Source organism: Nitratireductor sp. StC3, from assembly GCF_003015025.1.
Lineage (GTDB): Bacteria > Pseudomonadota > Alphaproteobacteria > Rhizobiales > Rhizobiaceae > Mangrovimarina > Mangrovimarina alexandrii.
The window spans coordinates 290,327-315,967 of sequence record NZ_PYBP01000004.1; the positions used below are offsets into that span (position 1 = coordinate 290,327).

Genomic DNA, 25,641 nt, shown 5'->3' on the forward strand with positions numbered 1-25,641 from the left:
TTCTGCGCGCTAAAGTCCGCTTTTCTCTCACGTTCAGACGGCGCGGTTTCTTGTCTATCCGGAATGGATAATGTTGATCGACAAATGCTGCTGTGCCTCATCCTTGAGACACAAGCCGGTTTTTCTCTCGATGAAAGCCCAAAATGATAGACAAAATCGCGCCGCCTCCAGCCATCGTCATCCTCACCGGGGCCGGGATTTCGGCCGAATCGGGCATCGACACGTTCCGCGACGAGGGCGGGATCTGGTCGAGGGTCGACTACCGCGACGTCGCCACGCCGCAGGGGTTCGCGCGCGATCCCGAACTGGTCCAGGATTTTTACAATCAGCGCCGGCGCGGTCTTTCCGCGGTCGAGCCGAATGCGGCCCATTTCGCACTGGCCGAACTGGAACGGGGATTTTGCGACGACTTCCTGCTTGTGACCCAGAATATCGACGACCTGCACGAACGGGCCGGATCGCGCGCCCTGGTCCACATGCATGGCGAACTGGGCAGCGCGCTGTGCGCCAATTGCGGCCAGCGCCACCGATGGGGCGGGGACCTGTCGCGGACGACGCCCTGCCCGTCCTGCGCCACGGCCGGCTCTCTGCGGCCGGACGTGGTGTGGTTCGGCGAGATGCCCTACTGGATGGACCGGATCGAGACCGCGCTTGCGCGCTGCGACCTGTTTTTGTCGATCGGCACCAGCGGCAATGTCTATCCGGCGGCCGGTTTTGTCGACATCGCCCGCGAGGCCGGCGCGCATACGGTGGAACTCAATCTCGAACCGTCGCAGGGTGCCACGCAGTTCGCCGAAAGCCGGCACGGAAGGGCGACCGAAATCGTGCCCGACTATGTGCGCGGGCTGCTCGCCGGCCGCTGAAAGGCCGTCGCCGTCACGCGTCAGCGCCGCTTCTTCGCCGGTTTTTCCAAGAGCGCCACCGCCTCGACATGGGCTGACCACAAAAACTGGTCGAAAGGCGTCACCTCGACGAGACGGTAGCCGCCATCAACCAGAATGCGCAGATCGCGTGCCAGCGTCGCCGGATTGCAAGACACCGCGGCAACACGCGGCACGTCGCTGATCGCGATCTGGCGCGCCTGCGCCTCCGCACCCGCCCGCGGTGGATCGAACACAAGAGCGTCGAACCGGTTCAGCTCCTTGGTCGTCAGCGGCCGGCGAAACAGGTCGCGCTTTTCCGTCGTAATGCGCTTGAGGCCGTCGGCGTGGCGAAAGCCACGGTCGAGGGCGGCGAGCGCGGCCGCGTCGTTCTCCACGGCCAGGATTTCGGCCCGTTCGGCGAGCCTGAGCGCGAAAGTGCCGACACCGCAAAAAAGATCGGCCGCGCGCCGTATTTTGTTGTGGCCCAGATGGGAAACGACGCTCGCCGCGATCGCGGTTTCGATTGCGGCAACGGCCTGCAAGAACCCACCCACGGGCGGGCCGACCACGGCGCCACCGATGCTGATCTGCGGCGGGCGCGGCGCGATCAGCACCTCGCCGTCGAGCGCGAGCCGGGAAAACCCCTGGCGGATGGCGAAGTCGGCGGCGGCCCGGCGCGCCTTTTCGCCGGTCTTGCCGGCACCCGAAACCGCGATGTCGAGCCCGCTTTCGGTGTCGCTCACAGCGATGCGAAAGGTCTTGTCGGTGGCGCAGACGAGGGCCGCCAGCTCACGCAGCGCAGCGAAGGACGCGGGAATGCGCGGCACGAGGATCGGGCATTCCTCGATCGAGACGAGCCGGTGGGTGGCGGCGCGATTGTAGCCGAAGAGCAGCGCCTGCGCCGTCTTGCGCGCCGAAAAGACCGCCCGCCGGCGCGCGCCCGGTTCGCAGGCAACCGTCTCGCCGACCTCGACCTCGAGCCCCCTGCTGGCGAGTGCTGCGACCAGCTTGTCGCGCTTCCAGGCGAGATAGGCCGAGGAATCGAGATGCTGTAGCGCGCAGCCGCCGCACTCGCCGAAATGCCGGCATGCCGGTTCCACGCGCGCGGCCGAGGGCTCCACGACCGCGATCAACGTGCCGCGATCCGCCTCGACGGCCACCGTCGCCAATTCGCCCGGCAGCGCAAACGGCACATAGACCGGTCCGGCCTCGGTGTCCGCAACGCCGTCGCCCTGGGCCCCGAGCCTGTCGATACGCAACCTGGTCGTCATCGGTCCTTGATCCCCGCAAGCAGATATTCCCGGTTGCCATCCCCGCCTGCAAGCGGCGAGGGCATTGTTCCAAGCCCGCGCCAGCCGGGCCGGCTTTCGAGCCATGCCGCCATGTCCTCAGCGATACGTTCGCCCAAGGCCGGATCGCGCAGGATGCCGCCCTTGCCGATCGCCGCCCGACCGGCCTCGAATTGCGGCTTGACCAGCAGCACGGCGCCGGCGCCGGCGTCGGCCAGGTCGAGTGCGGCCGGCAGCGCCAGTTTCAGCGAAATGAAAGAGACGTCGGATACGACAAGACCCACAGGGAGGTCCGCTACATGCGACGGGGTGAGATCGCGCGCGTTGAGGCCTTCGAGATTGGTGACGCGCGGATCCTCGGCAAGGCCGGCATCCAGTTGGCCATGACCGACATCGACGGCGAAGACATGGCGCGCCCCGCGCTCGAGCAGCACCTGGGTGAAACCGCCGGTCGACGCGCCGATATCAAGCGCGACTGCGCCGGCGGGATCGAGCCCGAACCGGTCGAAGGCGGCAACGAGTTTGAGTGCGGCGCGCGACACATAGGCCCGCGCCGGATCGTCGACCACGAGGTAGGCATCGCCGGCGATCCGGCTGCCCGGTTTGGTCTGCGGCCGGCCGTCGACCAGCACGGTTCCGCGCAAGACGGCATCGCGTGCCCGCGAACGGGACGCGAAAAAGCCCCGTGTCACGAGAAGATCGTCGAGGCGAAATTTGGGCGAACCGGCCTGGTTTTCCGTCATGAGCCTGTTTGACGAAAGCGGGCCGGCCACGCAAGCCGGCCCGCGCCGGCGGCCATGCGTCAGTTGGTATCGCCGGCAAGCGGCGCCACGTCGCGCGCCCGCGCCAGCCCGTCGTGCCAGAAACTGCCGGACGGCGCCGCCGAGGCGACCGTTTTGAGCTCGCCGACAAAGTCCGGCGTGTGGCCGGGCGCGAAGCTGCCGCGTATCTCGCCGATCCGTTCGGCCACGATCCGCGCCGCCGCCGCGTCGATGCTGCGGTCGACTTTCTGATCCGCCATGGCCGGCGCCGTCAGCGCCAGCCCCGCCAGCACGATCGTCAATCTCATCATTATCAAGCTCCCTGTCCCGGGAGCGTGATTAGCAGACGGAGCCTAAAATTCGGCCAAGGGACAGGGTAAGCAGGTTACGAAAAACCAGCGTAAACAGGGCGTTACGATCGGCTTCAGGCGCGGGCGGCGCGAGCCTGCGCGCCGAGCGCGGCAAACACCGTCGCCACGATCCCGGCCCGGTCGAGGCCGGCCCATTCGTACATGCGCTCGGGCTTGGCCTGGTCGGTGAATTCGTCGGGCAGAACCAGCGGGCGCACCTTGAGACCGTTTTCCAGCAAGCCTTCATGGGCGAGGAAGTGCAGCACATGACTGCCGAAACCGCCGATCGCACCTTCCTCGACCGTGACCAGAACCTCGTGCTCGCGGGCAAGGCGGGTGATCAACTCGCGGTCGAGCGGCTTGGCGAAACGGGCATCGGCGACCGTCGTCGACAGGCCGGCGGCATCGAGTTCCTCGGCGGCGGCAAGGCAATCCTGCAAGCGGGTCCCAAGCGACAACAGCGCCACCTTGGTGCCTTCGCGCAGCACCCGTCCCCTGCCGATGGCCAGAACCGAACCGCGCTCGGGCATGTCGACGCCAACGCCGTTGCCGCGCGGATAGCGGAAGGCGAGCGGCCCCTGGTCGTAGTCGACGGCGGTGCGCACCATATGGCGCAACTCGGCCTCGTCGGCCGCCGCCATCACCACGAAGCCGGGCAAGGTGGCGAGATAGGCGACGTCGAACGCGCCGCAATGGGTCGCGCCGTCGGCGCCGACATAACCCGCCCGGTCGATCGGAAAGCGCACCGGCAGGCCCTGGATGGCGATGTCGTGCACGACCTGATCGTAGGCGCGCTGCAGAAAGGTCGAATAAATCGCGGCGAACGGCTTGTAACCCTCGCTGGCAAGCCCGCCGGCGAAGGTGACGGCGTGCTGTTCGGCGATGCCGACGTCGAACATGCGCTCGGGAAACGCCTCGCCGAACAGGTCGAGCCCGGTGCCGCTCGGCATCGCCGCGGTGATGCCGACGACCCGCTCGTCCTCGCGCGCTTCCTGGATCAGGCTCTGAGCGAACACCTTGGTGTAGGACGGCGCATTGGCCGCCGGCTTGGCCTGGGCGCCGGTGATGACATCGAACTTGTTGACGCCGTGATATTTGTCGCTCGCCGCCTCGGCCGGCGCGTAGCCCTTGCCCTTTTGGGTGACGACATGGATCAGCACCGGGCCGTCGCCGTGGTCGCGCACATTCTTCAGAACCGGGATCAGATGTTCGAGATTGTGCCCGTCGATCGGCCCGATGTGAAAAAAGCCCAGTTCCTCGAACAGCGTGCCGCCGGTGACGTAGCCGCGCGCATGCTCGACCGCGCGGGTGATCGCCTTGTCGGCGGTCTTGCCCAGATAGGAGGTGAGCTTCTTGCCGATATCGCGAATGCCCTGATAGGTGCGGCCGGAGGCCAGACGGGCCAGATAGGCGCTCATCGCGCCCGAGGGCGGGGCGATCGACATGTCGTTGTCGTTGAGGATGACGATCAGCCGGGCGTCGAGCGCGCCGGCATTGTTGAGCGCCTCGTAGGCCATGCCGGCCGACATGGCGCCGTCGCCGATCACCGCGATGACGTTGTTGTCGCCGCCCGACAGGTCGCGCGCGGCCGCCATGCCGAGCCCGGCCGAGATCGAGGTCGAGGAATGCGCGGCGCCGAACGGGTCGTATTCGCTTTCCGCGCGCTTGGTGAAACCGGACAGTCCGCCTTCCTGGCGCAGCGTGCGAATACGGTCGCGACGGCCGGTCAGGATCTTGTGCGGATAGGCCTGATGGCCGACATCCCAGATCACCCGATCCCTGGGCGTGTCGAACACGTAGTGAATGGCGACCGTCAACTCGACCACGCCCAGCCCCGCGCCGAGATGGCCGCCGGTCTGCGAGACCGCATCGACCAGTTCGGCGCGCAGTTCCTCGGCGAGCTGCGGCAGCTTGCTTTCAGGCAGTTTTTTGAGATCGGCGGGCGTGTAGGCCTGATCCAGAAGGGGCGTTTGCGGAGGCGGGTTCGCGGCCATGGCTTTGTTTTCTTTTAAAGGCTTTACCGGACATAGGCGCTCGGGCCACGAAAGTAAACGTGCTGAAACAACGCGGGCTCATGTGCCAGGCAACGGAATGAACTCCTCCTCGTCGCCCGGCACGATGTCGAAACGGCCGCTGCGCCATTCTTCCTTGGCCTGCTCGATGCGCTCCTTGGAGGAGGAGACGAAGTTCCACCAGATATGGCGCGGCGTGCCGAGCGAGGCGCCGCCGAACAGCATGAAATGCGCGCCCGTTTCCGACGACACCACGATCTCGTCGCCAGGCCGCAGCACAAGCAGCCGGTCGGCGGCAAAGACGTCGCCGGCGATGACCACCTCGCCGTCAAGCACGTAGATCGCACGCTCCTCGGCCTCGGCGGGAATGCGCACGCGCGCGCCGGCGGCAAGCCGCAGATCGGCGTAGAGCGTGTCGGAGGCCGTGCGCACCGGCGACGACAGGCCGTCGAAGCCGCCGATGATGATACGGCCGGCGAGCCCGTCGGCGTCGATCACCGGCAGATCGGCCTTGGGGGTGTTTTCGAACAGCGGCGCGATCTCCTCGCGATCCTCCGGCAGGGCGAGCCAAGTCTGCAGGCCGGATATGGCGTTGTCGCGGCCGCGGGTTTCCTGCGGCGTGCGCTCGGAATGGACAATGCCGCGGCCGGCCGTCATCAAGTTCACGTCGCCGGGTTCGATCACCATCTCGGTACCGAGCGAATCGCGGTGGCGAATGGAGCCGTCGAACAGATAGGTCACCGTCGCCAGCCCGATATGGGGATGCGGCCTGACGTCGAGCGCCTGGCCGGCGCGCAGGATCGCCGGGCCCATGCGGTCGAAGAAGATGAACGGGCCGACCAGCCGCCGGCGCGCGGTCGGCAGGGCGCGGCGAACCTCGAAGCCGCCGATGTCGCGAGCGTTGGGAACGACCATCAGTTCGACCGCGTCGCAGGCGGACGCGTCGCCGGGTTTGGGGTCCTTTCCGGGGAAAAAGCTCATGAGGCCGGCCACGCCACGCGGCGTTCAAAATCCGAATGCCACAGCAGTTCCGGCGCGACCTTATGATTGGGCATCGTCGCCAAGACAATTTGCAACCCGCTGATACGCGCGTGTTTCATTGCCGGGAGGCAATCCGTGTCGCCGGACAGGAGTATGATCCGATCAACGGATCGCGTCGCAGCGTGGTTCGCGATATCCAGCCCTATTCGCATGTCCACACCTTTCTGCTCGAAGTCCGGACAAAATCGGCGTCCGTCAATGTTACGGCCGAAATGGGAATTTTCTTCGGTTTAAAGCCGCGAAACTTCAGCACACCGCGCCGAACCGCGAACAGGTCGCGCGCCGCCAGCTTACGAAGCCAGGCGTCGGAACCGTTGAATTCAAAGTCTTTTCCCGAAACAGGCAGCTTCGCCTTGCCGATATAGGGAGCGCAGTCGTAGTAAAATATCCGCACGAGCCGCTCATCCGGCGCAACGCACGCTTGGGCCACCTTGTCGATATAGTCGGGCTTATAAGCGTGGCCCGCTTGACGGGCCAATACACGCAAGTGGCCGCCATCAATCAAAACCGAGACACGCATAAATAACGAACCCCCGAACGTCGCCGCGCGGGGGTTCTGAATAAATGCCCGCCTACGGGCGTAGCGGATATGATGAAAACGTGGTGCAGTCTCGACAGAAAGTCAAGAGTTCACAATCGCCGCTCAAGCGCCGTCCAGCGGCTCGGTGCCTTCCGGCTTGCCCTCGCGCGACAGGCGGATCTTTTCAACCTTGGCTTCCGCGGCCTTGAGAAGCTGGTCGCAATGGCGCTTCAGCGCCTCGCCGCGCTCGTAGATCGTGATCGACTGTTCCAGCGGAACGTCGCCCTTTTCGAGGTCGTCGACAATCCGTTCGAGGGCCGCCAGCGCGTCCTCGAAGCTCATCGCCTTGATGTCCTCGTTCGGCTTGTCCGCCATCGTCATCCCTTCATCATGCGCCGGATATGGGTCGCTACCGACACGGCCAGTCCCTGAAGGTCGTAACCGCCTTCCAGAAGGCTGACAAGCCGATCGTCGCAGAAGCGGCCGGCCCGCTCCATGAGTTCGCCGGTCGCCCAGTCGAAATCGTCTTCGGTCAGGTTGATCTCGGCCAGCGGATCGCGGTGATGGGCGTCGAAACCGGCCGAAATGACGATCAGGTCGGGCGCGAAATCGTCGAGCGATTTGAGGACCCGCGTGCGGAACGCCTCGCGGAAGGCGGCGCTGCCGTCGCCCGGCGAAAGCGGCGCGTTGACGATGGTGCCGGCACCGGTCTCGTGCTTGGCGCCGGTGCCGGGATAAAGCGGCATCTGGTGGGTCGAGCAATAAAGCACCGACGCGTCGTCCCAGAAAATGTCCTGGGTGCCGTTGCCGTGATGGACATCCCAGTCGATCACCGCGACACGCTCGGCGCCGTGCTTGCGCTGGGCATGGCGGGCGGCGATCGCGGCGTTGTTGAACAGGCAAAACCCCATCGCGCGGTCCTTCTCGGCGTGATGGCCGGGGGGACGGGCGGCGACGAAGACGTTGTCGGCGCGACCTTCGAAAACGTCGTCGACGGCGGCGTTGGCCGCGCCGAGCGCGGTCAGCGCGGCCTGCCAGCTCTTGGGGCTGACCGCCGTGTCGGCGTCCACCCGCGCGATCCCCTCTTCGGGAATGGCGACATGGATCCTGTCCAGATGGGATTGCGGATGGGCATAGAGGATCGTGTCGGGATCGCCCTCGGGCGCCTCGACGCGCTCAAGCCCGGCGAAGACCTCGTGCTCGAGCGCCTTTTCGATGGCACGCAGCCGGTCCGGTCGCTCGGGATGGCCCTCCGGCGTCAGATGTTCGAGATAGATCGGGTGAGTGTAAAACCGCAGCGTCATGATTTGAGCCTAAATCACAACGCCGCGATCGGCCACCGCCAAAGACGGTTTTCCCAGCGGCCGGGCACAGCCATTTCAGGCCTGCCCGCCGTCGGCGGCCGGCGCGCCGCCGAACGCGCCCCTGGCCTTGTCGACGAGTTCGCGGAAATGACGCGACGCACCGGCCAGGCGCTGGTCCCACTCGGGATTGGGAACCTGTCCCTCGATGGTGCGGAAATAGACCGCCATCAGCGCCGCGATCGCGAAAGGCTCGATCAGCGCGGCCTTGAGCGCAAGCGCGAACACGATGGCGAGCACGAACGACCAGCCGGCAAGCTGGCCTGGCATGGCGTAGAGAATGGCGGCGGCCGGCGCCAGCATGACGAGGAAGACGGCGAAGGTCAGCAGCCACATGAACACGGCCAGCCAGACGGCGTTCTTGATCATCGTGGTGGCGTTCTGCGCGTAGAGCACGACGCCGTGGCGGGCGCTGTCGTAGGGATTGCGGCTTTCGACCCGGATATTGTAGCCGAGAATGATTTCGTCGACATAGGTCAGCGACAGGCGGACCACCGTGTTGACGAACCGGGCCAGCCCCTGCAGGCCGGGAATCGGCAGGAACGCCGCGATGCCGCCGATCAGACCGGTGACGACGCGGATCGCACCCTTGACGAGCTGGTCGAGCACGAAAAGCGCGTTCGCCTCGGCGAAACGCTCGGTGACGATCTCGCGGGCATAGGCGACCTGGCCCTTGCCGTCCGGCACCGGCTGGCCATCGATCAGCCGCACCATCACCGCGATATGACCGGCCTTGACGACGTAGAGAATATATTCGCGCAGCCAGTAGAGCACGACCGAAACCAGCGCGAAGCCCACCGCGCCGCCCCAGAACGCGACCGCGGCCGGCCCCTCGGCGCCGCCGAAGATGTGCCCGACGCCGAAGCCGATCCCGGCGCCGGTGCCGGTGGCCGCCACATAGGCGACCGTGATGCCGAAATAGACCAGCAGGCGCACCGCGATGAAAGGCCAGGTTCTGGCGAGGATCGCGAGTGTGCGCCCGATGTCAAAATCCCACATTTTCCGCTCCCGATTCGTTCGATCCGCGCGACGCTACACATTCGCGCAGGCTAATCAAACTATCGCGATACGGAGGACGTGCCGCCGACCGGGGCTCAGCGTTCCAATATGCTGGTGCGCGCGATGCGAATGCCGAACCCTTCGAGCCCGACATAGTGGCGCTCGCGCGAGGCGAGCAGATCGATGGAGGAAATGCCGAGATCGCGCAGGATCTGCGCGCCGAGGCCGATTTCGCGCCACTCGCTCTCGCGCAGGCGCGCCTCGGCATGGTCCTCGCCGGCCTCGCCCGGACGCATACGGGCCTGATGGGCGACGCCCACCGACCCTTCGCGCAGATAGACGACGACGCCGCGCTGCTTCTCGCTCATCATCGCCATGGCGCGCACCAGGCTGTCGCCGGTTCCGAACACGTCGGCAACCACGTCTTCGGAATGGAGCCGCACGGGCACTTCGTCCCCGTCGCGGATATCGCCGAAGACGATCGCCAGATGATGCATCGGCTCCCAGGGCAGCGCATAGACATGGGCCATCGCCCGCCCGGCCGGCGTCTCGACCTCGAAACAGTCGATGCGCTGAACCAGCGTTTCCTGCCTCTGGCGATAGGCGATCAGGTCGGCGACCGAAACCTGCCTGAGCCCGTGCCGGTCGGCAAACGCCGAGACTTGCGGACCGCGCATCACCGACCCGTCGTCGTTGACCAGTTCGCAGATGACGCCGACCTGCGGCAGGCCGGCGAGTTTGCACAGATCGACCGCGGCCTCGGTGTGGCCCGAGCGCATCAAAACCCCGCCCTCGCGCGCGACCAGCGGAAAGATGTGGCCGGGCCGGACAAAATCGGCGGCGCCGGAATTGGGGTTGGCCAGATTGCGCACCGTGACCGTGCGGTCGTCGGCGGAAATGCCGGTGGTGGTGCCGTGCTTGTAGTCGACGGAGACGGTGAAGGCGGTGCTGTGCGGAGCGTCGTTGTCGGCGACCATCGGCGCCAGGTTCAACCGGCGCGCCTCGTCGCGGGTCATCGGCGCGCAGACGATGCCTGAGGTGTGGCGCACGATGAAGGCCATCTTTTCGGGCGTGCAATGGGTGGCGGCGACGATCAGGTCGCCTTCGTTCTCGCGCCCGTCATCGTCCATGACGACGACGATCTCGCCGCGTTCGAAGGCGCGCAGGGCCTCGACGGTCTTTTTCTGGTCGTAGGGCATGGGGCTCCGGCTTTCGATGTGCTCAGCCGCCGATCTGGCCGCGGTGGCGAAGATAATGATCGGCGATCACGCAGGCCAGCATCGCCTCGCCGATCGGCACGGCGCGAATGCCGACGCAGGGATCGTGACGCCCCTTGGTGACCACGTCGACGTCGCGGCCTTCAAGGTCCACCGAACGGCGCGGCGTCAGGATGGACGATGTCGGCTTGACGGCGAAGCGCGCCACAACCGGCTCACCGGTGGAAATGCCGCCCAGCACGCCGCCGGCGTTGTTGCTCAAGAAGCGCGGCCGGCCGTCATTGCCCATGCGCATCTCGTCGGCGTTTTCCTCGCCGGTCAGGCCGGCGGCCACGAAACCGTTGCCGATCTCCACGCCCTTGACCGCGTTGATCGACATCATCGCCGAGGCGATGTCCTGATCGAGCTTGGCATAGACCGGCGCGCCGAGGCCGGCCGGCACGCCCTCGGCGACGATTTCGACCACGGCTCCGACAGAGGAGCCAGCCTTGCGCACGGCGTCGAGATAGTCGCTGAACACCGCCACGGAGGCCGGGTCGGGCGTGAAGAAGGGATTGTCCCGATGATCGACGAAGTCCCAGTCCCAGTTCGCCGGCTCGATGCGCTTTTCGCCCATCGCCACCAGCGCGCCGCGCACGACAAGGCCCGGAACCACCTTGCGGGCGATCGCGCCGGCGGCCACGCGCGCGGCGGTCTCGCGCGCGGACGAACGCCCGCCGCCGCGATGGTCGCGCAGCCCGTATTTGACGAAATAGCCGTAATCGGCATGGCCGGGGCGGAACTGGCGCGCGATCTCGCCATAATCCTTCGAGCGCTGATCGACGTTTTCGATCATCAGCGAGATCGGCGTGCCGGTGGTCGTCAGCGTCTCGCCATCGTCGGACGGCACGAAACCGGACAGCACCTTGACCTGGTCGGGCTCGCGCCGCTGGGTGACGAAACGCGATTTGCCCGGCCGACGACGGTCGAGTTCGCGCTGGATGTCGGCCGGCGTGAACGCGATTCCGGGCGGGCAGCCGTCGATCACGCAGCCGAGCGCGGGTCCGTGGCTTTCACCCCAGGTGGTGACGCGGAAAAGATGTCCAAAAGTGTTGTGCGACATTCACGAGGCCCATCGGCCGCCTGTGCGACCGTCGCTGCCTTCTATTTGCCTTTCCTGGATCGGTCAAACGGTCCGGGACGACGATTTAGTTTTGACACAATCGCGGTGTTTCTGCTCTTGTCTCGCCCATCCAATCACAAGACCCGCGCCGCAAGCGGGAGTCTGGCAAGAGGTCATGAGCATGCGCATCCTCGCATCGGCGCTGGTCGCCCTGTCGCTTTTCTCGGCGAGTCCAAGTCTGGCCGCCAGTGCCGAAGGCACGATCCAGTCGGTGGATCCCGACACCCTCACCATCGTGCTCGACGACGGCAAGACCTACAAGCTTCCCGGCGAAATCGACATGTCGGCGATCAGGGAAGGCATCGACATCGTCATCGCCTATGACGTGGTCAACGGCACCAACCTGATCACCGACATGGAAATCTACGAATAGCGGCGCCCTAAAGCCAATCGAGCTTGCCGTCCGCCAAGCGCAGGATGCGATCCTGCGGCACGGCCATGACGGCCGCGGCGTGGCGGTCGAGACCGCCGGCGATCAGGAAGACGGCGCGTATCACGCCGCCATGTGTCACGCATACGGTCGGGCCTTCGACCTCGGCCATCCAGCCGCGTACCCGGTCGGCGAGATCGGCATAGCTTTCCGCGTCCGGCCCCGGCGGCAGGAAATCCCATTTGGCGCGATCGCGCTGCGCGCCCACGCCGGGCCTGGCCGTTTCGATTTCCTCGATCGTAAACCCCTGCCAGTCGCCGAAATGGACCTCGACCAGGCGCGAATCGGTCCGGTAGTCCGCCGCCGGCAACCCCATTTCGGCGCGCACGATCTCCATCGTCTCGCGCGTGCGCCTGAGTGGGCTGGCGACGAAGTCGAAGCCGGACGGATCGTCGATCAGGCGCGCGAGCACCTTGCCGTTGCGGCGCGCCTGCGCGCGCCCGGTATCGTTGATGTCGATCTCGACCTGGCCCTGGAAGCGCAGCTCGGCGTTCCAGTCGGTCTGGCCATGGCGCACGAAATAGACGAGCGGAGACATTGCAGGCACGCTTTCGCGATCATTTTCGGCAGGGCGGCGAACCGCTCAGACGGTGGAGATGTCCGGCGCGTCGACCGCCTTCATGCCCACGACATGATAACCCGAATCGACATGGTGGACCTCGCCGGTCACGCCGCGCGACAGATCGGACAGAAAATACAGGCCCGCGTCGCCGACTTCCTCGATGGTGACGGTGCGCTTCAAGGGGGCGTTGTACTCGTTCCATTTGAGGATGTAGCGGAAATCGCCGATGCCGGACGCGGCCAGCGTCTTGATCGGGCCGGCCGACAGCGCGTTGACGCGGATACCGTTGGCGCCCATGTCGACGGCCAGATAACGCACGCTGGCTTCCAGCGCCGCCTTGGCAACGCCCATCACATTATAATGCGGCATCACCTTCTCGGCGCCGTAATAGGTCAGCGTCAGGATCGATCCGCCGGCGCTCATCAGCGGCTCGGCATGCTTGGCGATCGTGGTCAGCGAATAGGCGGAGATGTCGAGAGTGCGGCGGAAATTCTCGCGCGAGGTGTCGATATAGCGGCCGTCGAGCTCGTCCTTGTCGGAAAAGGCGATCGCATGCACCAGGAAGTCGAGCCGGCCCCATTTCTGCCTGAGACCCTCGAACACCGCGGCGATGGTGTCGTCCTCGGTCACGTCGCAATGGCCGGCAACGTGGGCGCCGAGTTCGCTCGCCAGAGGATCGACCCGCTTCTTCAGCGCCTCGCCCTGATAGGTGAGCGCCAGTTCCGCGCCTTGGCCGGCGCAGGACTTGGCGATGCCCCAGGCGATCGAGCGGTTGTTGGCGACTCCCATGATGAGACCGCGTTTTCCCGCCAGCAGCCCGTTTTCACCCGCCATCGCCCTACCTTTCGTGCACCGATCAAGCTCCCGCAAGCCTATCGCACAGGCCGTATCGGTCGACAAGCCGCAACGACCGGCAAGACTTGGATGGGTGCCGCCTCATGCGCGCAAAAGCGCTTCCAGCGCGGCGCGCTTGTCCTCCGGCAGGAGGATGCGCACATGGACGAGGAGATCGCCCTCGCCGCCGGATTTTTGCGGCAAGCCGCGCCCCTTCAGGCGCAACACCTTGTCGGAACCCGACCAGGGCGGAACCGTCACCGCGATCCTGCCCTTGACGGTCTCGACGGGAACCTTGGCGCCAAGCACGGCGTCGGCGAGGTCGACATAAAGATCGACATGCAGATTGCGGCCCTCGAGGCGATAGCGCGGATGCGGCTTGAAGCGCAGCGTGACAAGCGCGTCGCCGCCATGTTCGCCCTGCCCTTTCAGCCGAATCGTCTGACCGTCCTCGACAAAGCGCGGCAGCTTGATGGCGAGCTTGCGGCCGCCGGGCATCTGGGCGCTGACATGGGCGCCGCCGGCCGCCTCCTCCAGCGTGACGTCGAGCGTGGCGCGCAGATCGGCCGGCCGCGCCTGACCGGCGCCCGCGCCGGCGGCACCACCGGCACCGCGCCGGAAGGCCTGGCCGAACAATTCGCTAATAATGTCCTCGGCATCGCCGAAGCCGCCGGCACCCCCGGGACCGCCAGGGCCGCCGGTACGGAACTCGAAGCGCGCGCCGCCCGGGCCGGCGCCGCCGGCGCGACGGAACCCGGCGAACGGGTCGCCGTGCGCGCCACCCTCGAAGCCGTGAAAGCGCGGCTTGCCCTCGGCGTCGATCTCGCCGCGGTCGAAGGCGCCGCGCTTTTCGGCGTCGCCGACGACCTCATAGGCCTGATTGACCGCGGCGAAACGGTCCTTGGCCTTCGGGTCGTCCGGATTCTGGTCCGGGTGATATTTCTTGGCGAGCTTGCGAAACGCCGACTTGATGTCCTTGGCGCTCGCGGTCTTGGCCACGCCCAATACTTCGTACGGATCGCGCATCGTCATTGCCTGTCGAGGAAGTCAGTTGCTCGAGAACCTATATGCGAATTTCTAGGAAGAAATTCCAGTCCGGACACCGTTTTTCGCATGCAAAACGCGCTGTCGCGGCGCATGCGGCGCGCTCACACCGGTTCGAAACTGCGCGTCCACCAGCCCGCGCCCGGCGTCAGGCAGGTCTCGCCGTCGAACAGAGCGACGCCTTGGAAACTCTCCCGGGAAACCCGGAACCGGCGGCAGCGCACGCCGTCGCGCTCCAACTCGACGATGGTGGCAACCTCGCCGCGCGAGCCGGTTTCGGCATTGGCCCAGGACAATGTTCCCCCGCCCAGCGTTTCGAGATTGGCCGAGGTGACGGCGTTGCGGATCGTGGCCTCGTCGGAGCGGGTTTCGGTGTCGACGACCGCGGCGGGCGCAGGCTGAACCGCGCCGGTGACGAGCGACCTGTCGAGCCCGTCATCGCCGAGCCCGAAGCCGCTGGAGACGCACCCGCCCAATACGGCAAGCAGCGGCAAAAGCACCAGTTTCACGCCTGTGGCGCAACCGATTCCTGGCCGCAAAATTCCCCTGGACGCTTGCACCCGGCGCGACAATCCGCCATCTCCTCACGAGGCCGCAACATCATCTCCCGCGAATGGTCGACTATGAGCGAAACACCGTTAACGAAGGATGACTTCACCACCCGCGACGAGCCGGTCCGCCTGTTCGGCGACTGGCTGGCGGATGCACAAGAAAGCGAGCCCAACGATCCGACCGCCGTCGCGCTCGCCACCGTGGACCAGGACGGCCTGCCCGACGTGCGCATGGTGCTGTTGAAGGGGTTCGACCGGGACGGCTTCGTTTTCTACACCAATTTCGAAAGCGCCAAGGGCGTGGAACTGCTCGGCTCGATGAAGGCCGCGATGTGCTTTCACTGGAAGTCGCTGCGCCGCCAGGTGCGCCTGCGCGGGCCGGTGGAGATCGTGTCCGACGCGGAGGCCGACGCCTATTTCGCCAGCCGCCCGCGCGGCAGCCGCATCGGCGCCTGGGCGTCGAAACAGTCGCGCCCGCTGGAAAGCCGCTTCGCGCTGGAAAAGTCGGTCGCCGAATATACCGCCCGCCACGCGGTGGGCACGATACCGAGGCCGCCGCACTGGTCCGGTTTTCGCCTGAAACCGCAGACGATCGAGTTCTGGCACGACCGGCCGTTCCGGCTCCACGACCGGGTGGTGTTCACCGCCGACGGCAAGGGCGGCTGGAATAAGACCCGGCTCTATCCCTGACGGGAGAGGACGGCCGCCGCCGTCCTCCGGCCTCAGCCAGCCTTCTTGCGGTTCATGAAGGCGACGAACGCCGCGCGCGCCTCGTCGGATTTGAGCCGGGCGCGGAAATGGGTCCCCTCCTGCTTGATACGGGCGACAACCTCCTCGCGCGGGCCGCGCATCAGGTCGCGGGCGATTTTCAGCGCCTCGGGCGGTTTGGCCGCGATCTCCTCGGCGGCGGTAAAGGCGACCGCCTCCAGCTCGTCCTCGCCGACCACGGCATAGATCAGCCCGGCCGCCCTGGCGCGCTCGGCCGAAAAGCCTTCGCCGAGCCCGAGCAGGGCAAAGGCCTGCTGGCGGCCGAGCACGGCCGGCGCGAGCAGGCTGGAGCCGGCTTCGGGCACCAGTCCCAGATCGACGAACGGCGTGCGGAACTCGGTGCGCGGCGTGGCGAAGGTCAGGTCGCAATGCAGATTGATCGTCGTGCCGATGCCCACGGCAACGCCGTCGACGGCCGAGACCAGCGGCTTCTGCGACTGGGCGAGCGCGACGAGAAAGTCGTAGACCTCCATGCCGCCGTCGCCGCCCATGGCGACGGCCATGAAGTCCTGCAGGTCGTTGCCGGAGGAAAACGCGCCCGGCACGCCGAGGATGAGATGGACGCGGACGGCCGGATCGGCATCGCCCTCGGTCAGCGCCTTGGCCATGACGGCATACATCGCCCGCGTGATGGCGTTCTTCTTGTCCGGGCGGTTCATCCGGATCGTCTGGACGGCGCCGCGACGTTCGATTTCGACATGTTCGCTTATCGGCCCGTCCTCAATTGAGCGCGGCGGCGGCGAGCGCCAGGCTTTCGGCACCGTCGCAGGCGCGCTCGCGCAGCGCGCCGGTCTCGCCGGCAAGGTTTTCGCAAAAGAAGCGGCACAACGCGACCCGCTCGGCAGACTGCGCCGCCACCGCGCCGCGGCCGAGACAGGCCGCGCCCGCCGCGAGCGCGAACAAGCGCAGATAGGGCGTCGCGCCGGCCAGGGCCTCGTCGGTCCGGCCGTCGGCGAGCGCGGCCTGCATGAAGCGGGTCGCCGCCTCGAGATCGTCGAGCGCGGCGGCGATCTTTTCGGCACTGCGGCCGAATGCGGGCAGGTTGGAGGCACGCACGGCCTCGACGTCTTCGCGCAATTCGGCGATGTAGCCGAGCACGTGCTCGCCGCCCGACTGCGGCAGCTTGCGCATCACCAGATCGATCGCCTGGATGCCGTTGGTGCCCTCGTAGATCGGCGCGATGCGGGCGTCGCGGTAGAGCGCGGCGGCGCCGGTCTCCTCGACATACCCCATGCCGCCATGCACCTGGACGCCGAGCGAGGCGACGTCGACGCCGACATCGGTGGCAAACGCCTTGGCGACCGGGGTCAAAAGATTGGCACGCTCCTGCCAGTGGCGCGCCGCATCGCCCGATTTGGCCTCGGCCATGTCGGTGGCGTGGGCGCAGCAATAGGCGATCGCCCGTGCGGCCTGGGTAAGCGCCCCCATCGTCAGCAGGTTGCGCTGCACGTCGGGATGCATGACGATCGGCGCCATGCCGTCGCCGTCATGGCCGGCGGCCTTGCCCTGACGGCGCTCCTGGGCATAGGCGCGCGCCTTTTGATAGGCAGCCTCGGCAACGGCCACGCCCTGCATGCCGACGGCCAAGCGCGCATTGTTCATCATCGTGAACATGCAGGCCAGCCCGCGGTTTTCCTCGCCGATCAGCCAGCCGACGGCGCCGGGCTCGCGATCCTCGGCGAAACCATCGCCATAGATCATCGTGCAGGTGGGCGAGGCGTGAATGCCGAGCTTGTGTTCGATCGAGGCACAAAAGACGTCGTTGCGCGCCCCCGGCACGCCGTCGTCGTCGGGCAGGAATTTCGGCACCAGAAACAGCGAGATGCCGCGCGTGCCGGCCGGCGCGTCGGGCAGGCGCGCCAGAACAAGATGCACGATATTGTCGGTAAAATCGTGCTCGCCATAGGTGATGAAGATTTTTTGGCCGAAGATGCGATAGGTGCCGTCATCGGCCCGTTCGGCGCGCGCGCGCAACGCGTTCAGGTCGGAACCGGCCTGCGGCTCGGTCAGGTTCATCGTGCCCATCCATTCGCCGGAGATCAGCTTGGGCAGATAAAGCGCCTTCAACGCGTCGCTGGCGTGTTTTTCCAGCGCGTCGACGGCGCCCATGGTCAGGATCGGGCCGATGCCGAAAGCCATCGAGGCGGAGTTCCACATTTCCAGCGCCGCCACGCCGAGCATGCCGGGCAGACCCTGGCCGCCATGGTCCTGCGGCAGCGACAGCCCATTCCAGCCGCCGTCGACCCAGCGGCGATAGAGATCCTTCCAGCCCTCGGGCATCGTCACCGCCGCATCCTTCAGCACCGCGCCGGTTTCGTCTCCGACCTTGGCAAGCGGGGCGACCTCCTCGCCGGCAAAACGCCCGGCCTCGCCGAGGATCGCGTCGACCAGATCGGGCGACAGATCGGGAAAAAGCCCTTCGTCGATGGCAGCGCGCAGACCCGCCACCTCGTTGAGGGCGAAGGCGATATCGTCGACGGGTGCTCGGTACATGGTCTTTCTCCCGGATTGTGAGCGCGGCGATCGTCGCGCCTCTGTTGCTGCGCATCCCAGGGCTAGATTTTTTTGACGTAAACGTCAATTGATCCCACGACATGCATTGCGATTCGGTCGCGAGCGGTCTAACCGGGCGGCATGCTGGAGCGGCCGGGGAAATTCAGATGCGTGGAATGCGGCCTGTCCTTCGGGGCGGCGGGCTTTCACCATCATCACGGCATGATCGAAGACGGGCCGGCCTATTGGTGCGACCGGGGCATCCTGTGCTCGCCGGCCTGCTCGCTTGCGCATCACCGCCGCCGCGCGGCCGAGGGCACGCTGCCGGACAAGCCGGCGCCGGACCCGTTCGACGATTTCTCGCACTGAGGTCCGGCGGCGGGTCGGGCGCCGGGTTCAGCCGTCGTGCGTTTCGCGCGCGATCGCCCGCCAGCCGATGTCGCGACGGCAAAACCCGCCCGGCCAGTCGATCCGGTCGACGGCGGCGTAGGCGCGTTCGCGCGCCTCGGCCACGGATGCGCCGAGCGCGGTGACGTTGAGCACCCGCCCGCCGGCGGCGACGAGCCCGCCGTCGACCTGCGCGGTGCCGGCATGGAATATCTCGACGCCCTCCCCCGCCGCCGCCTCCAGGCCGGCAATCTGCGAGCCCTTTTCGGGCGTGCCGGGATAGCCGCGCGCGGCCATCACCACGGTGAGCGCGGCCTCGTCGCGCCAGCGTGCCGACATGGGGGCGAGCTGGCCGTCGGCGGCCGCCTTCAGCAACACCAGCAGGTCGTCCTCGAGCCGCATCAGCAGCACCTGGCATTCGGGATCGCCGAAACGCACATTGTATTCGATCAGCTTGGGACCGTCGCGGGTCAGCATCAGCCCGGCATAAAGCACGCCGGAAAACGGCGTGCCCGCCTCGGCCAGCCCACGCATCGTCGGCTCGATGATCGTGCGCATCGTGGCCTCGACCAGGTCCGGCGTCATCACGGCGGCCGGCGAGTAGGCGCCCATGCCGCCGGTATTGGGACCGGTGTCGCCCTCGCCGACGCGCTTGTGGTCCTGGGCGGTGCCGAAGGGCAGCGCGGTGGTGCCGTCGCACAGGCAGAAGAAGCTCGCCTCCTCGCCCTCCAGGAAATCCTCGATCACCAATTCGGCGCCGGCCGCGCCGAAGGCGCCCTCGAAACAGGCGTCGACCGCCTCGAGCGCCTCGGCCAGCGTCATCGCGACCGTCACCCCCTTGCCGGCGGCCAGCCCGTCGGCCTTGATGACGATCGGCGCGCCTTTTTCGCGCAGATAGGCCTTGGCCTTCGGCGCGTTGTTGAACCGACGATAGGCGGCGGTGGGGATGGCGTGACGATCGCACAGATCCTTGGTGAAGCCCTTGGAGCCCTCGAGCTGCGCGGCCGCGGCCGAGGGGCCGAAAACGGCGATACCGGCCGCGCGCAGCGTGTCGGCAAGCCCGGCGACAAGCGGTGCCTCGGGGCCGACGACGACGAGATCGATGCGCCTGTTGCGGCAGAAGGCGGCGACGGCATCGTGATCGTCTATATCGAGCGCCACCAGTTCGGCATGGGCGGCGATGCCGGGATTGCCGGGCGCGGCGTAGAGTTTTTTCAGCAGCGGCGAGGCGGCGAGTTTCCAGGCCAATGCGTGCTCGCGCCCGCCCGAGCCGATCAAAAATACGTTCATCACCTGCCTCGCCGATTCCTTCGCCTCCGCGTTCGGCTATTGGGCTCCGGGCACAAGGTCAAGGGCGACGGCCGGCCGGAACGGCGCGCCGGACGCTTCGCACGCTTGACGTTGCCGCCCGCCCCTGCCACTTCAGCCGGCATGGACAAGATACAATCCCTCGCGCAGCAGGGCCGCGTCGCCGACGCGCCGTCCGGCCACTGGGTCTATCGGGTGCTGCCGCGCGCGGTGTGGCCTTTTGCCCAGCTCGCACGCTGGGACCGCCCGATCGGCTGGAAATTGCTGATGTGGCCGTGCTGGTGGTCGGCGGCCCTGGCCGCGGCAGCCTATGCGCGGCCCGGCGACCCGCTCATGAGCCTGCTGCCCAATCCCTGGCATCTCGCGCTTTTTTTGATCGGAGCCGTCGCCATGCGCGGCGCGGGCTGTACCTATAACGACCTGGTCGACCAGAAGATCGACGCCATGGTCGAGCGCACGCGCTCACGGCCGCTGCCATCGGGCAAGGTATCGCGGCGCCAGGCCTGGGCCTTTCTGGTCGCGCAGGCGCTCGTCGGGCTGGTCGTGCTTTTGCAGTTCAACACGTTCGCGATCCTGCTCGGCATCGCCTCGCTGGCGATCGTCGCCGCCTATCCGTTCATGAAACGCATCACCGACTGGCCGCAACTCGTCCTCGGCCTCGCCTTTTCCTGGGGCGCGCTGGTGGGCTGGGCGGCGGTGTTCGCCAGCCTCGACACGCCGGCCCTGCTGCTTTACGCGGGGTCGATCCTGTGGGTGATCGGCTACGACACGATCTATGCCCACCAGGACAAGGAGGACGACGCGATCGTCGGCGTGCGTTCCACCGCGCGCCTGTTCGGCGACAACACCAAAACCTGGCTGTCGGGCCTCTACGGCGGCGCGCTGCTGTTGATGGCGGCGGCCTGCGCCTCGGCCGAGGCGCCGCTGCCGGCGCTTGCCGGGCTGGTCGCCGCGGCGATCCACATGACGCGTCAGATCCGCGTGCTCGACATCGACGACGGCGCGCAGTGCCTGCGCCTGTTCCATTCCAACGCCGTGGTCGGCTGGCTGATTTTCGCCGGCTTCGTCGGCTCGGGGCTGTGGGCGGCGCTCAAACCGATGGTTTGAACTCGAAGCCGGCCTATTCGCGCGCGACGATCTCGTCGCCCCCGACCACCAGCCGCACTCCGAGATCGCCGGTCTTGCGGCGGGCGAGGAAGCGAGGCCGGCGCACCGCGGATCCCCGACGCTTGCGGCGTTCCTTGGGCGCCGGCATCCGCGCCGAACTCAGCGATTCCTCGAGCGAACGCGCCACACCGTCCGATTCGATCAGCAGCATCGGCAGCCGGTACGCCTCGGCCCAGTTGCGCCAGTCGGCGGCGATGTCGTCGAGGTCGTGAGCGACCAGAAGCGGCACGCACAACATCGGATCGCCATGCAGCAATTCCAGCGTGACGGTGACGTTGCCGTCCTCGTCCTCAATGGCGCGGGCGGCCACGCCCTTGAAGGCGTTGGCCGGCAGCGCGACCGTGACCGGAAGCCGGCTGTGCGCCAAGGTGCGGTGCATCACGGCGCCGCGCTTATCGATCTTGACCGTGACCTCGCCATAATCGTCGCGGGCCGCATAGCTCGCGATCTGGGGAAGCCGGAACGGGTCGAGCCGCATATAGCGCCCGGCCCAAACTGGGTTCGACACCGTGTTCATCACTTACGCCTTCCTGCAACGCCTGAGAGCCGGTTTCCGGTTCTCGCGGGCCGGTTGTCCGGCCTCTTTGTGCTTGCAAGCTAGCGCGGCGACCTTACCGGCGCGCTTAAGAAGTTGGGTTAAATTTTGCTGATCTGGCAAATGGTTATCGGAATCCGACCGATAAACCGGACCGCAACCAAGATGGATGGGAGGTAAAGGCGTTGTAGCGCGCAACTTGTAGCGCGCAATTTCGAATGGCACGGCGCGCAACTTCGAATGGCACCAACTTATTTTTCCGTCGCTGGCACGTGAACACGTTCAAAGCCGGCTGACCGACACCTTGGTGTGCTGTCGATGGAGATGGGACACTGCCGCGCAAAAAAACCCGCCGGCACATGGCCGACGGGGCTTGGATGCGGATCAGGTCCGCCGCGATTTTGGGATAACGACCAGCCGCCCGCCGGTCTATGGCGGGATCGCGCTATGTCGCCTCACGATCGGTATCCGCGAAGTTAACCTCTGTCTTTTTTCAATGGGCCCGCATTCCTAGCTTTTTGGTCACTAGCGTTTTTCACGATCACTTCGATCGAGCCAAGTGGTGCTTTACAGCCTGAACATGCGACCGTTTCCCAATCCGCCACCGTGCCGGCTAGAACAAGATCGTTCTTCCGTCCACATTTCGGACAAATGACCCCGACCTCATCCATCGGTCCCTCCCAGCGAGCTATCGTCGCATCGATGATGTTTCGAGATGCTTGACGTCTCGCTGTCAAGCGGCAGATGCGGGACGATACGAAGCCGCAATCGGCAAATCAACTGAGCTACGAAATGATCAGCTCGCGCGCGGGCGTGCCCTTGCCGCCGCCGATCGAATAGCGCAGCTCTACCTCCTCCTGAACGAACCCGGCAAAAATCGCTCGTGTCTCCGGCACGTCGTTGATCGACAGGATGAACCGTCCATTCAGGCAAGCCAGGCGCGCGGCGATCGCCTCGAACTGCTCGCGGCCGAAAAGCGCGCGGCCGTAATCGCCTTCCGAGCCCCAGTATGGCGGGTCGAGGTAAAACAGCGTCTGCGGCCGGTCGTACCGGTCGATGAAGGCCAGCCAGTCAAGTTGCTCGATGACGACGCCGGCAAGCCGCTCATGCAGGGCGACAAGCAGCGGCTCCAGCCGTGTGAGGTTGAAGGCAGCGGCCTGCTGTAACGCGCACGTTCAGTTGGCAGACTTCCGGGATTGTGTGGGTAAAGGTAAAAAATCGCGCCGGTACGGCGTGTTGCGCGGCGAACGGCGCAAGACGGGGTCCCGCCCGCGGCGGGCACGCAAGTTCATTCGGCGGTGGCGGCACGAAACGCCGGCAAATCCGGCATGCGGAGATCGCCGCCTTGCCGCCGGCAAGGGGCAGGACGTGGACGGGCAGACGTTACGGCCGGGGTCGGCGGTCCGGCGCGGCTACTCCGCGGCAAGTCGATGCGAAAGGTCGGCGCTCTGCTTGTCGGGTTCGGCGAAAATCCGCTCTTCGCGAATGGTGTCGCTGAGCTCGAGATAGGCCATCTCGACGAAATAGGCTGTCAGTTGCAGCCCCGCCGAGGCGGCGATTTCGCGCATTTCACGCAGTTGCCCGTTCAAATAGGCAATCTGCTCCCGACGTGTCACCGATCCCTTGGTGCGAGTGTCCATGATCCTGTCCTGTTGTCTTGGATGGTCCTAAACTCATGGGATACTCTTACGCACGAATACTGATCTTGTTCGGGCAGCGCCTCGGCTTCACCGAGTCACCGCCGGGTTGATACGGTTACAAACGACATCCTCGCGCGGAAGCAGCAGCGCGGGGAACTCAATGTGCACTCATCTTGGCGGTGCGCTCGAATTCGGCGCGGTCCGGCCTGGCCAGCGTCAACGCATAGATCGGTGCGACGGCGACCGAATCGAATTTCAGCAACTGCGAAATGCGGGCATGGGACAAAGCCGCCGTCGGACAGGCCGTGAGGCCGTGATGCGTCGCGGCGAGCATGACGTTCTGGCCGATATGCCCGGCTTCGATCAGCACGACCCGATAGGCGTTCGGGTCCTCGTATTTCCACATCGTGCGGCGCAGGTCCGCCGCCAACACGATCAGGCAGGCCATCTCGTCCGCCCATTCCTGGGTGCCCGTCAGTTCGGACAATTTGGGTAGGCAGGCGGCCTCGATCCTGCCCAGGTCGTGGTCGAGCGCCGAATAATGATAGATGCCTGGCGCCAGCCCCTCGACGGAGCGGGCGAAGACATAGGCCTCGTAAGGATTGCGCGCGCCGCCGGACGGCGTCATGGACAAAGGCAGCGAGCCCGTCACGCCCTGCGTATTGCCGGTGATGCCGAGCCCGGCGAACAGGCAGTCGCTGAGTTGCTTCAAGGTGATGGTGTCGGCGCCTGCCTTGCGGACGGTCCGGCGGCGGGCCATCAGTTGAAACAGATCGTTGCCCTCCAGAGCGTCCGGCAGTCGGATCGCCTGGTCTGGCGCATTGCGCAGCCACAGCACCGGCGATGTCGAGCCCGCGGCCTTGTCGACCTGCCGCTGCGCGGCCTCTTCGGCGGTCAGATAGTCGGGGTTTTGCACGCAAAAATGCATCAGGGCGGTCGGAATGCCCCATGACCAGTCGCGCTCGAAGCTTGCTTCGCGGTCGGCCAGTTCCGAGCCTTCCACAACCAGCGCCGACAGGTCGACGAGCTGGCGCGAAAGGTCCTCCGCCTCTTCCTGGCTCAGCCCTTCCACCAGGCCGGCCAACGCGCCCGGCGGCTGCCATTGCGACCAGGTGTTGAGCACGGCGACCAGATCGGGGCTGCAGGCAAAAGTCTGGCGCGACAGGAAATTGCAGCCGATCAGGGTGTGATCGTCGTGGGTAAAAACTAGGGTGCGCGATGGCCGAACCAGCATTGTCTCCGTCCCGTCTTCATAGCCGGCGTCGTCGATCCGGAACGGATCGACGACGCCGTTGATATTGCTCAGCGGGAGAAGTGCCAGCCCGGGCCGACGAAAACCTTGGTCGACACAGCCGAAACGACAAGATTCTTCTTCGAAGTCTTCATGATCATTTCCCTCTCATTTGCTCCGCGATTTTGCGGTAACGACAGAACGCTAGCGAGGGAACTCCTAACGAATGGTATATTTTGACTTCTTAACTACGTATAAATAAATAAATTACCTCTAATTAATTTATGTTGCTCTAATTATGATGATATTTACTCTTATAAAGAAGAAAGTTCATCATAAATACAGCAATAAAAAAGCAGGCTCGAAAGCCTGCAACAGCGCCCGGCACCGCGTCGCGGCACCGGCTGATTCTCACATGAGGAAGACGGATCAGGCCGCCCGCAAACCACCGAGCAGATCGACCACCACGGGATCCAGGGACGGATCGGTGATCTTGTAGACGCCGACGGCGGCAATGGCTTCACGGGCTCGGTAGCTGACCGATGCAGGTCGGATGATAGCAGTGCCGGTTTCCGGCCCGGATTCGGTCAACACGATTGTGGTTCCGACCAATGTCGGCTCCGCATAACCCGCCCATCCGGCGGCGATCAGGCTCGGCTCGCCGACATGACGCCGGTTGAAGGCGGTGAAGTAGATCCAGTTCAGGCTGGAGGTCACCAGACCGTAATGGTTGCCCTGCGAGCGCGACCAGGCCCCGCCCGGTCCGCCGCGCCGTCCGGTCACCCGGCGGAACGCCATGACCCGATCGCGCTTGAAGATGAAGGTGGCCGAGCGCATGACGAGATTGGGACGCGAGGGCACGTTGAAATAGGTGAAATAGATCCCCTCGGGCAAAGGCGGCAGGGGCCGGTCCGAGAGCAGATCGAGCATGGCCGCCGGCATGCCGGCGGCCGGAACACCCCCGGCCTCGGCCTCCGGATTCGGCGGGGTGAAAAGCTGCTTTTCGGAAATGTCGAAATATGCGCACAGCTTGCGCGTGTTTTCCGTGCCCGGCAGCGCCTTGCCGTCCAGATATCTGTCGAACTGGGCGCGACTTATGCCGGTTTCGCGACACAC

28 protein-coding genes are annotated in these 25,641 nt (G+C 65.9%); 6 read left to right on the forward strand and 22 right to left on the reverse strand.

The window, feature by feature from the left end:
- The first annotated feature begins 143 nt into the window (after positions 1-143).
- Positions 144-863, forward strand: a complete 720-nt coding sequence (gene cobB, locus C7T96_RS10865) for a Sir2 family NAD+-dependent deacetylase (RefSeq protein WP_106571247.1) — start codon at positions 144-146, stop codon at positions 861-863.
- Between the two features lie 20 nt (positions 864-883).
- On the opposite strand, the gene C7T96_RS10870 is transcribed toward cobB, so the two are convergent.
- The 11 genes from C7T96_RS10870 to aroC all read right to left on the reverse strand — a co-directional run bounded on the left by C7T96_RS10870 (position 884) and on the right by aroC (position 11,515).
- A complete protein-coding gene (locus tag C7T96_RS10870; protein WP_106571248.1) occupies positions 884-2,134 on the reverse strand; it encodes a class I SAM-dependent RNA methyltransferase in 1,251 nt (416 codons plus the stop codon).
- Positions 2,131-2,895: a TlyA family RNA methyltransferase gene (locus C7T96_RS10875; protein WP_106571249.1), complete on the reverse strand. Its 765-nt coding sequence runs from the start codon at positions 2,893-2,895 to the stop codon at positions 2,131-2,133. The genes C7T96_RS10870 and C7T96_RS10875 overlap by 4 nt, the downstream gene beginning before the upstream one ends.
- Positions 2,896-2,954: 59 nt before the next feature.
- The gene (locus C7T96_RS10880; RefSeq protein ID WP_106571250.1) at positions 2,955-3,224 is read right to left on the reverse strand and encodes a hypothetical protein; all 270 of its coding nucleotides are present in this window, start codon (positions 3,222-3,224) and stop codon (positions 2,955-2,957) included.
- Positions 3,225-3,337: 113 nt separating this feature from the next.
- The gene (gene dxs, locus C7T96_RS10885; protein WP_106571251.1) at positions 3,338-5,257 is read right to left on the reverse strand and encodes a 1-deoxy-D-xylulose-5-phosphate synthase; all 1,920 of its coding nucleotides are present in this window, start codon (positions 5,255-5,257) and stop codon (positions 3,338-3,340) included.
- Positions 5,258-5,335: 78 nt separating this feature from the next.
- Positions 5,336-6,256 (reverse strand): pirin family protein, encoded by a 921-nt coding sequence (locus C7T96_RS10890; RefSeq protein WP_106571424.1) that lies wholly within the window; start codon positions 6,254-6,256, stop codon positions 5,336-5,338.
- 202 nt (positions 6,257-6,458) lie between these two features.
- Positions 6,459-6,836, reverse strand: coding sequence for a hypothetical protein (locus C7T96_RS24195; protein ID WP_199190453.1), 378 nt, complete (start codon positions 6,834-6,836; stop codon positions 6,459-6,461).
- A 123-nt stretch (positions 6,837-6,959) separates the two neighbouring features.
- Positions 6,960-7,211: an exodeoxyribonuclease VII small subunit gene (locus C7T96_RS10900; protein WP_106571252.1), complete on the reverse strand. Its 252-nt coding sequence runs from the start codon at positions 7,209-7,211 to the stop codon at positions 6,960-6,962.
- 2 nt (positions 7,212-7,213) lie between these two features.
- Positions 7,214-8,140, reverse strand: coding sequence for a histone deacetylase family protein (locus tag C7T96_RS10905; RefSeq protein ID WP_106571253.1), 927 nt, complete (start codon positions 8,138-8,140; stop codon positions 7,214-7,216).
- Between the two features lie 75 nt (positions 8,141-8,215).
- Positions 8,216-9,196, reverse strand: a complete 981-nt coding sequence (locus tag C7T96_RS10910; RefSeq protein ID WP_106571254.1) for a hypothetical protein — start codon at positions 9,194-9,196, stop codon at positions 8,216-8,218.
- Between the two features lie 95 nt (positions 9,197-9,291).
- Entirely contained in the window at positions 9,292-10,395 is a 1,104-nt protein-coding gene (gene ribB / locus C7T96_RS10915) for a 3,4-dihydroxy-2-butanone-4-phosphate synthase (RefSeq protein WP_106571255.1), read from the reverse strand.
- Positions 10,396-10,417: 22 nt separating this feature from the next.
- Positions 10,418-11,515, reverse strand: a complete 1,098-nt coding sequence (aroC, locus tag C7T96_RS10920) for a chorismate synthase (protein ID WP_106571256.1) — start codon at positions 11,513-11,515, stop codon at positions 10,418-10,420.
- Between the two features lie 175 nt (positions 11,516-11,690).
- Here aroC and C7T96_RS10925 point away from each other — a divergent pair, with 175 nt between their 5' ends.
- Positions 11,691-11,948, forward strand: coding sequence for a DUF1344 domain-containing protein (locus C7T96_RS10925; protein WP_338036286.1), 258 nt, complete (start codon positions 11,691-11,693; stop codon positions 11,946-11,948).
- Positions 11,949-11,955: 7 nt separating this feature from the next.
- On the opposite strand, the gene C7T96_RS10930 is transcribed toward C7T96_RS10925, so the two are convergent.
- The 4 genes from C7T96_RS10930 to C7T96_RS10945 form a co-directional block, all read right to left on the reverse strand.
- The gene (locus C7T96_RS10930; RefSeq protein ID WP_106571257.1) at positions 11,956-12,543 is read right to left on the reverse strand and encodes a histidine phosphatase family protein; all 588 of its coding nucleotides are present in this window, start codon (positions 12,541-12,543) and stop codon (positions 11,956-11,958) included.
- Between the two features lie 45 nt (positions 12,544-12,588).
- The gene (gene fabI, locus C7T96_RS10935; RefSeq protein WP_106571258.1) at positions 12,589-13,401 is read right to left on the reverse strand and encodes an enoyl-ACP reductase FabI; all 813 of its coding nucleotides are present in this window, start codon (positions 13,399-13,401) and stop codon (positions 12,589-12,591) included.
- Positions 13,402-13,503: 102 nt separating this feature from the next.
- Complete coding sequence (locus C7T96_RS10940) at positions 13,504-14,427, reverse strand: DnaJ C-terminal domain-containing protein (protein ID WP_106571426.1); 924 nt, start codon at positions 14,425-14,427, stop codon at positions 13,504-13,506.
- A gap of 122 nt (positions 14,428-14,549) precedes the next feature.
- Entirely contained in the window at positions 14,550-14,954 is a 405-nt protein-coding gene (locus C7T96_RS10945; protein WP_106571259.1) for an RT0821/Lpp0805 family surface protein, read from the reverse strand.
- Between the two features lie 114 nt (positions 14,955-15,068).
- Here C7T96_RS10945 and pdxH point away from each other — a divergent pair, with 114 nt between their 5' ends.
- The gene (gene pdxH, locus C7T96_RS10950) at positions 15,069-15,686 is read left to right on the forward strand and encodes a pyridoxamine 5'-phosphate oxidase (RefSeq protein WP_106571260.1); all 618 of its coding nucleotides are present in this window, start codon (positions 15,069-15,071) and stop codon (positions 15,684-15,686) included.
- Positions 15,687-15,718: 32 nt separating this feature from the next.
- Here pdxH and C7T96_RS10955 read toward each other — a convergent pair whose 3' ends face one another.
- Both C7T96_RS10955 and C7T96_RS10960 read right to left on the reverse strand, forming a co-directional pair.
- Positions 15,719-16,474, reverse strand: coding sequence for a crotonase/enoyl-CoA hydratase family protein (locus C7T96_RS10955; RefSeq protein WP_106571427.1), 756 nt, complete (start codon positions 16,472-16,474; stop codon positions 15,719-15,721).
- Between the two features lie 10 nt (positions 16,475-16,484).
- The gene (locus tag C7T96_RS10960) at positions 16,485-18,257 is read right to left on the reverse strand and encodes an acyl-CoA dehydrogenase (RefSeq protein ID WP_106571261.1); all 1,773 of its coding nucleotides are present in this window, start codon (positions 18,255-18,257) and stop codon (positions 16,485-16,487) included.
- 141 nt (positions 18,258-18,398) lie between these two features.
- On the opposite strand from C7T96_RS10960, the gene C7T96_RS10965 reads away from it, so the two are divergent.
- Positions 18,399-18,626: a hypothetical protein gene (locus tag C7T96_RS10965; RefSeq protein ID WP_106571262.1), complete on the forward strand. Its 228-nt coding sequence runs from the start codon at positions 18,399-18,401 to the stop codon at positions 18,624-18,626.
- Positions 18,627-18,653: 27 nt separating this feature from the next.
- Here C7T96_RS10965 and purD read toward each other — a convergent pair whose 3' ends face one another.
- Positions 18,654-19,934 (reverse strand): phosphoribosylamine--glycine ligase, encoded by a 1,281-nt coding sequence (gene purD, locus C7T96_RS10970; RefSeq protein ID WP_106571263.1) that lies wholly within the window; start codon positions 19,932-19,934, stop codon positions 18,654-18,656.
- Between the two features lie 141 nt (positions 19,935-20,075).
- On the opposite strand from purD, the gene ubiA reads away from it, so the two are divergent.
- On the forward strand, positions 20,076-21,059 hold the full coding sequence (gene ubiA, locus C7T96_RS10975) for a 4-hydroxybenzoate octaprenyltransferase (RefSeq protein WP_106571264.1): 984 nt from the start codon (positions 20,076-20,078) through the stop codon (positions 21,057-21,059).
- A 13-nt stretch (positions 21,060-21,072) separates the two neighbouring features.
- On the opposite strand, the gene C7T96_RS10980 is transcribed toward ubiA, so the two are convergent.
- Entirely contained in the window at positions 21,073-21,636 is a 564-nt protein-coding gene (locus C7T96_RS10980; RefSeq protein WP_106571265.1) for a DUF6101 family protein, read from the reverse strand.
- 737 nt (positions 21,637-22,373) lie between these two features.
- On the opposite strand from C7T96_RS10980, the gene C7T96_RS24540 reads away from it, so the two are divergent.
- The gene (locus C7T96_RS24540) at positions 22,374-22,820 is read left to right on the forward strand and encodes a hypothetical protein (protein WP_158264343.1); all 447 of its coding nucleotides are present in this window, start codon (positions 22,374-22,376) and stop codon (positions 22,818-22,820) included.
- Between the two features lie 246 nt (positions 22,821-23,066).
- Here the strand turns inward: C7T96_RS24540 and C7T96_RS10990 are convergent, their stop codons facing one another.
- The 3 genes from C7T96_RS10990 to C7T96_RS11000 form a co-directional block, all read right to left on the reverse strand.
- Positions 23,067-23,294 (reverse strand): hypothetical protein, encoded by a 228-nt coding sequence (locus tag C7T96_RS10990; protein ID WP_106571266.1) that lies wholly within the window; start codon positions 23,292-23,294, stop codon positions 23,067-23,069.
- A gap of 157 nt (positions 23,295-23,451) precedes the next feature.
- A complete protein-coding gene (locus C7T96_RS10995; protein WP_106571267.1) occupies positions 23,452-24,528 on the reverse strand; it encodes a SagB/ThcOx family dehydrogenase in 1,077 nt (358 codons plus the stop codon).
- A gap of 426 nt (positions 24,529-24,954) precedes the next feature.
- Complete coding sequence (locus C7T96_RS11000; protein ID WP_146149172.1) at positions 24,955-25,641, reverse strand: helix-turn-helix transcriptional regulator; 687 nt, start codon at positions 25,639-25,641, stop codon at positions 24,955-24,957.

Bases quoted from the DNA above. Each gene is read 5' to 3' on its own strand.
- cobB (WP_106571247.1), top strand. From the start codon at position 144: ATGATAGACAAAATCGCGCCGCCTCCAGCCATCGTCATCCTCACCGGG.
- C7T96_RS10870 (WP_106571248.1), bottom strand. From the start codon at position 2,134: ATGACGACCAGGTTGCGTATCGACAGGCTCGGGGCCCAGGGCGACGGC.
- C7T96_RS10875 (WP_106571249.1), bottom strand. From the start codon at position 2,895: ATGACGGAAAACCAGGCCGGTTCGCCCAAATTTCGCCTCGACGATCTT.
- C7T96_RS10880 (WP_106571250.1), bottom strand. From the start codon at position 3,224: ATGATGAGATTGACGATCGTGCTGGCGGGGCTGGCGCTGACGGCGCCG.
- dxs (WP_106571251.1), bottom strand. From the start codon at position 5,257: ATGGCCGCGAACCCGCCTCCGCAAACGCCCCTTCTGGATCAGGCCTAC.
- C7T96_RS10890 (WP_106571424.1), bottom strand. From the start codon at position 6,256: ATGAGCTTTTTCCCCGGAAAGGACCCCAAACCCGGCGACGCGTCCGCC.
- C7T96_RS24195 (WP_199190453.1), bottom strand. From the start codon at position 6,836: ATGCGTGTCTCGGTTTTGATTGATGGCGGCCACTTGCGTGTATTGGCC.
- C7T96_RS10900 (WP_106571252.1), bottom strand. From the start codon at position 7,211: ATGGCGGACAAGCCGAACGAGGACATCAAGGCGATGAGCTTCGAGGAC.
- C7T96_RS10905 (WP_106571253.1), bottom strand. From the start codon at position 8,140: ATGACGCTGCGGTTTTACACTCACCCGATCTATCTCGAACATCTGACG.
- C7T96_RS10910 (WP_106571254.1), bottom strand. From the start codon at position 9,196: ATGTGGGATTTTGACATCGGGCGCACACTCGCGATCCTCGCCAGAACC.
- ribB (WP_106571255.1), bottom strand. From the start codon at position 10,395: ATGCCCTACGACCAGAAAAAGACCGTCGAGGCCCTGCGCGCCTTCGAA.
- aroC (WP_106571256.1), bottom strand. From the start codon at position 11,515: ATGTCGCACAACACTTTTGGACATCTTTTCCGCGTCACCACCTGGGGT.
- C7T96_RS10925 (WP_338036286.1), top strand. From the start codon at position 11,691: ATGAGCATGCGCATCCTCGCATCGGCGCTGGTCGCCCTGTCGCTTTTC.
- C7T96_RS10930 (WP_106571257.1), bottom strand. From the start codon at position 12,543: ATGTCTCCGCTCGTCTATTTCGTGCGCCATGGCCAGACCGACTGGAAC.
- fabI (WP_106571258.1), bottom strand. From the start codon at position 13,401: ATGGCGGGTGAAAACGGGCTGCTGGCGGGAAAACGCGGTCTCATCATG.
- C7T96_RS10940 (WP_106571426.1), bottom strand. From the start codon at position 14,427: ATGCGCGATCCGTACGAAGTATTGGGCGTGGCCAAGACCGCGAGCGCC.
- pdxH (WP_106571260.1), top strand. From the start codon at position 15,069: ATGAGCGAAACACCGTTAACGAAGGATGACTTCACCACCCGCGACGAG.
- C7T96_RS10960 (WP_106571261.1), bottom strand. From the start codon at position 18,257: ATGTACCGAGCACCCGTCGACGATATCGCCTTCGCCCTCAACGAGGTG.
- C7T96_RS10965 (WP_106571262.1), top strand. From the start codon at position 18,399: ATGCTGGAGCGGCCGGGGAAATTCAGATGCGTGGAATGCGGCCTGTCC.
- purD (WP_106571263.1), bottom strand. From the start codon at position 19,934: ATGAACGTATTTTTGATCGGCTCGGGCGGGCGCGAGCACGCATTGGCC.
- ubiA (WP_106571264.1), top strand. From the start codon at position 20,076: ATGGACAAGATACAATCCCTCGCGCAGCAGGGCCGCGTCGCCGACGCG.
- C7T96_RS10980 (WP_106571265.1), bottom strand. From the start codon at position 21,636: ATGAACACGGTGTCGAACCCAGTTTGGGCCGGGCGCTATATGCGGCTC.
- C7T96_RS10990 (WP_106571266.1), bottom strand. From the start codon at position 23,294: ATGGACACTCGCACCAAGGGATCGGTGACACGTCGGGAGCAGATTGCC.
- C7T96_RS10995 (WP_106571267.1), bottom strand. From the start codon at position 24,528: ATGCTGGTTCGGCCATCGCGCACCCTAGTTTTTACCCACGACGATCAC.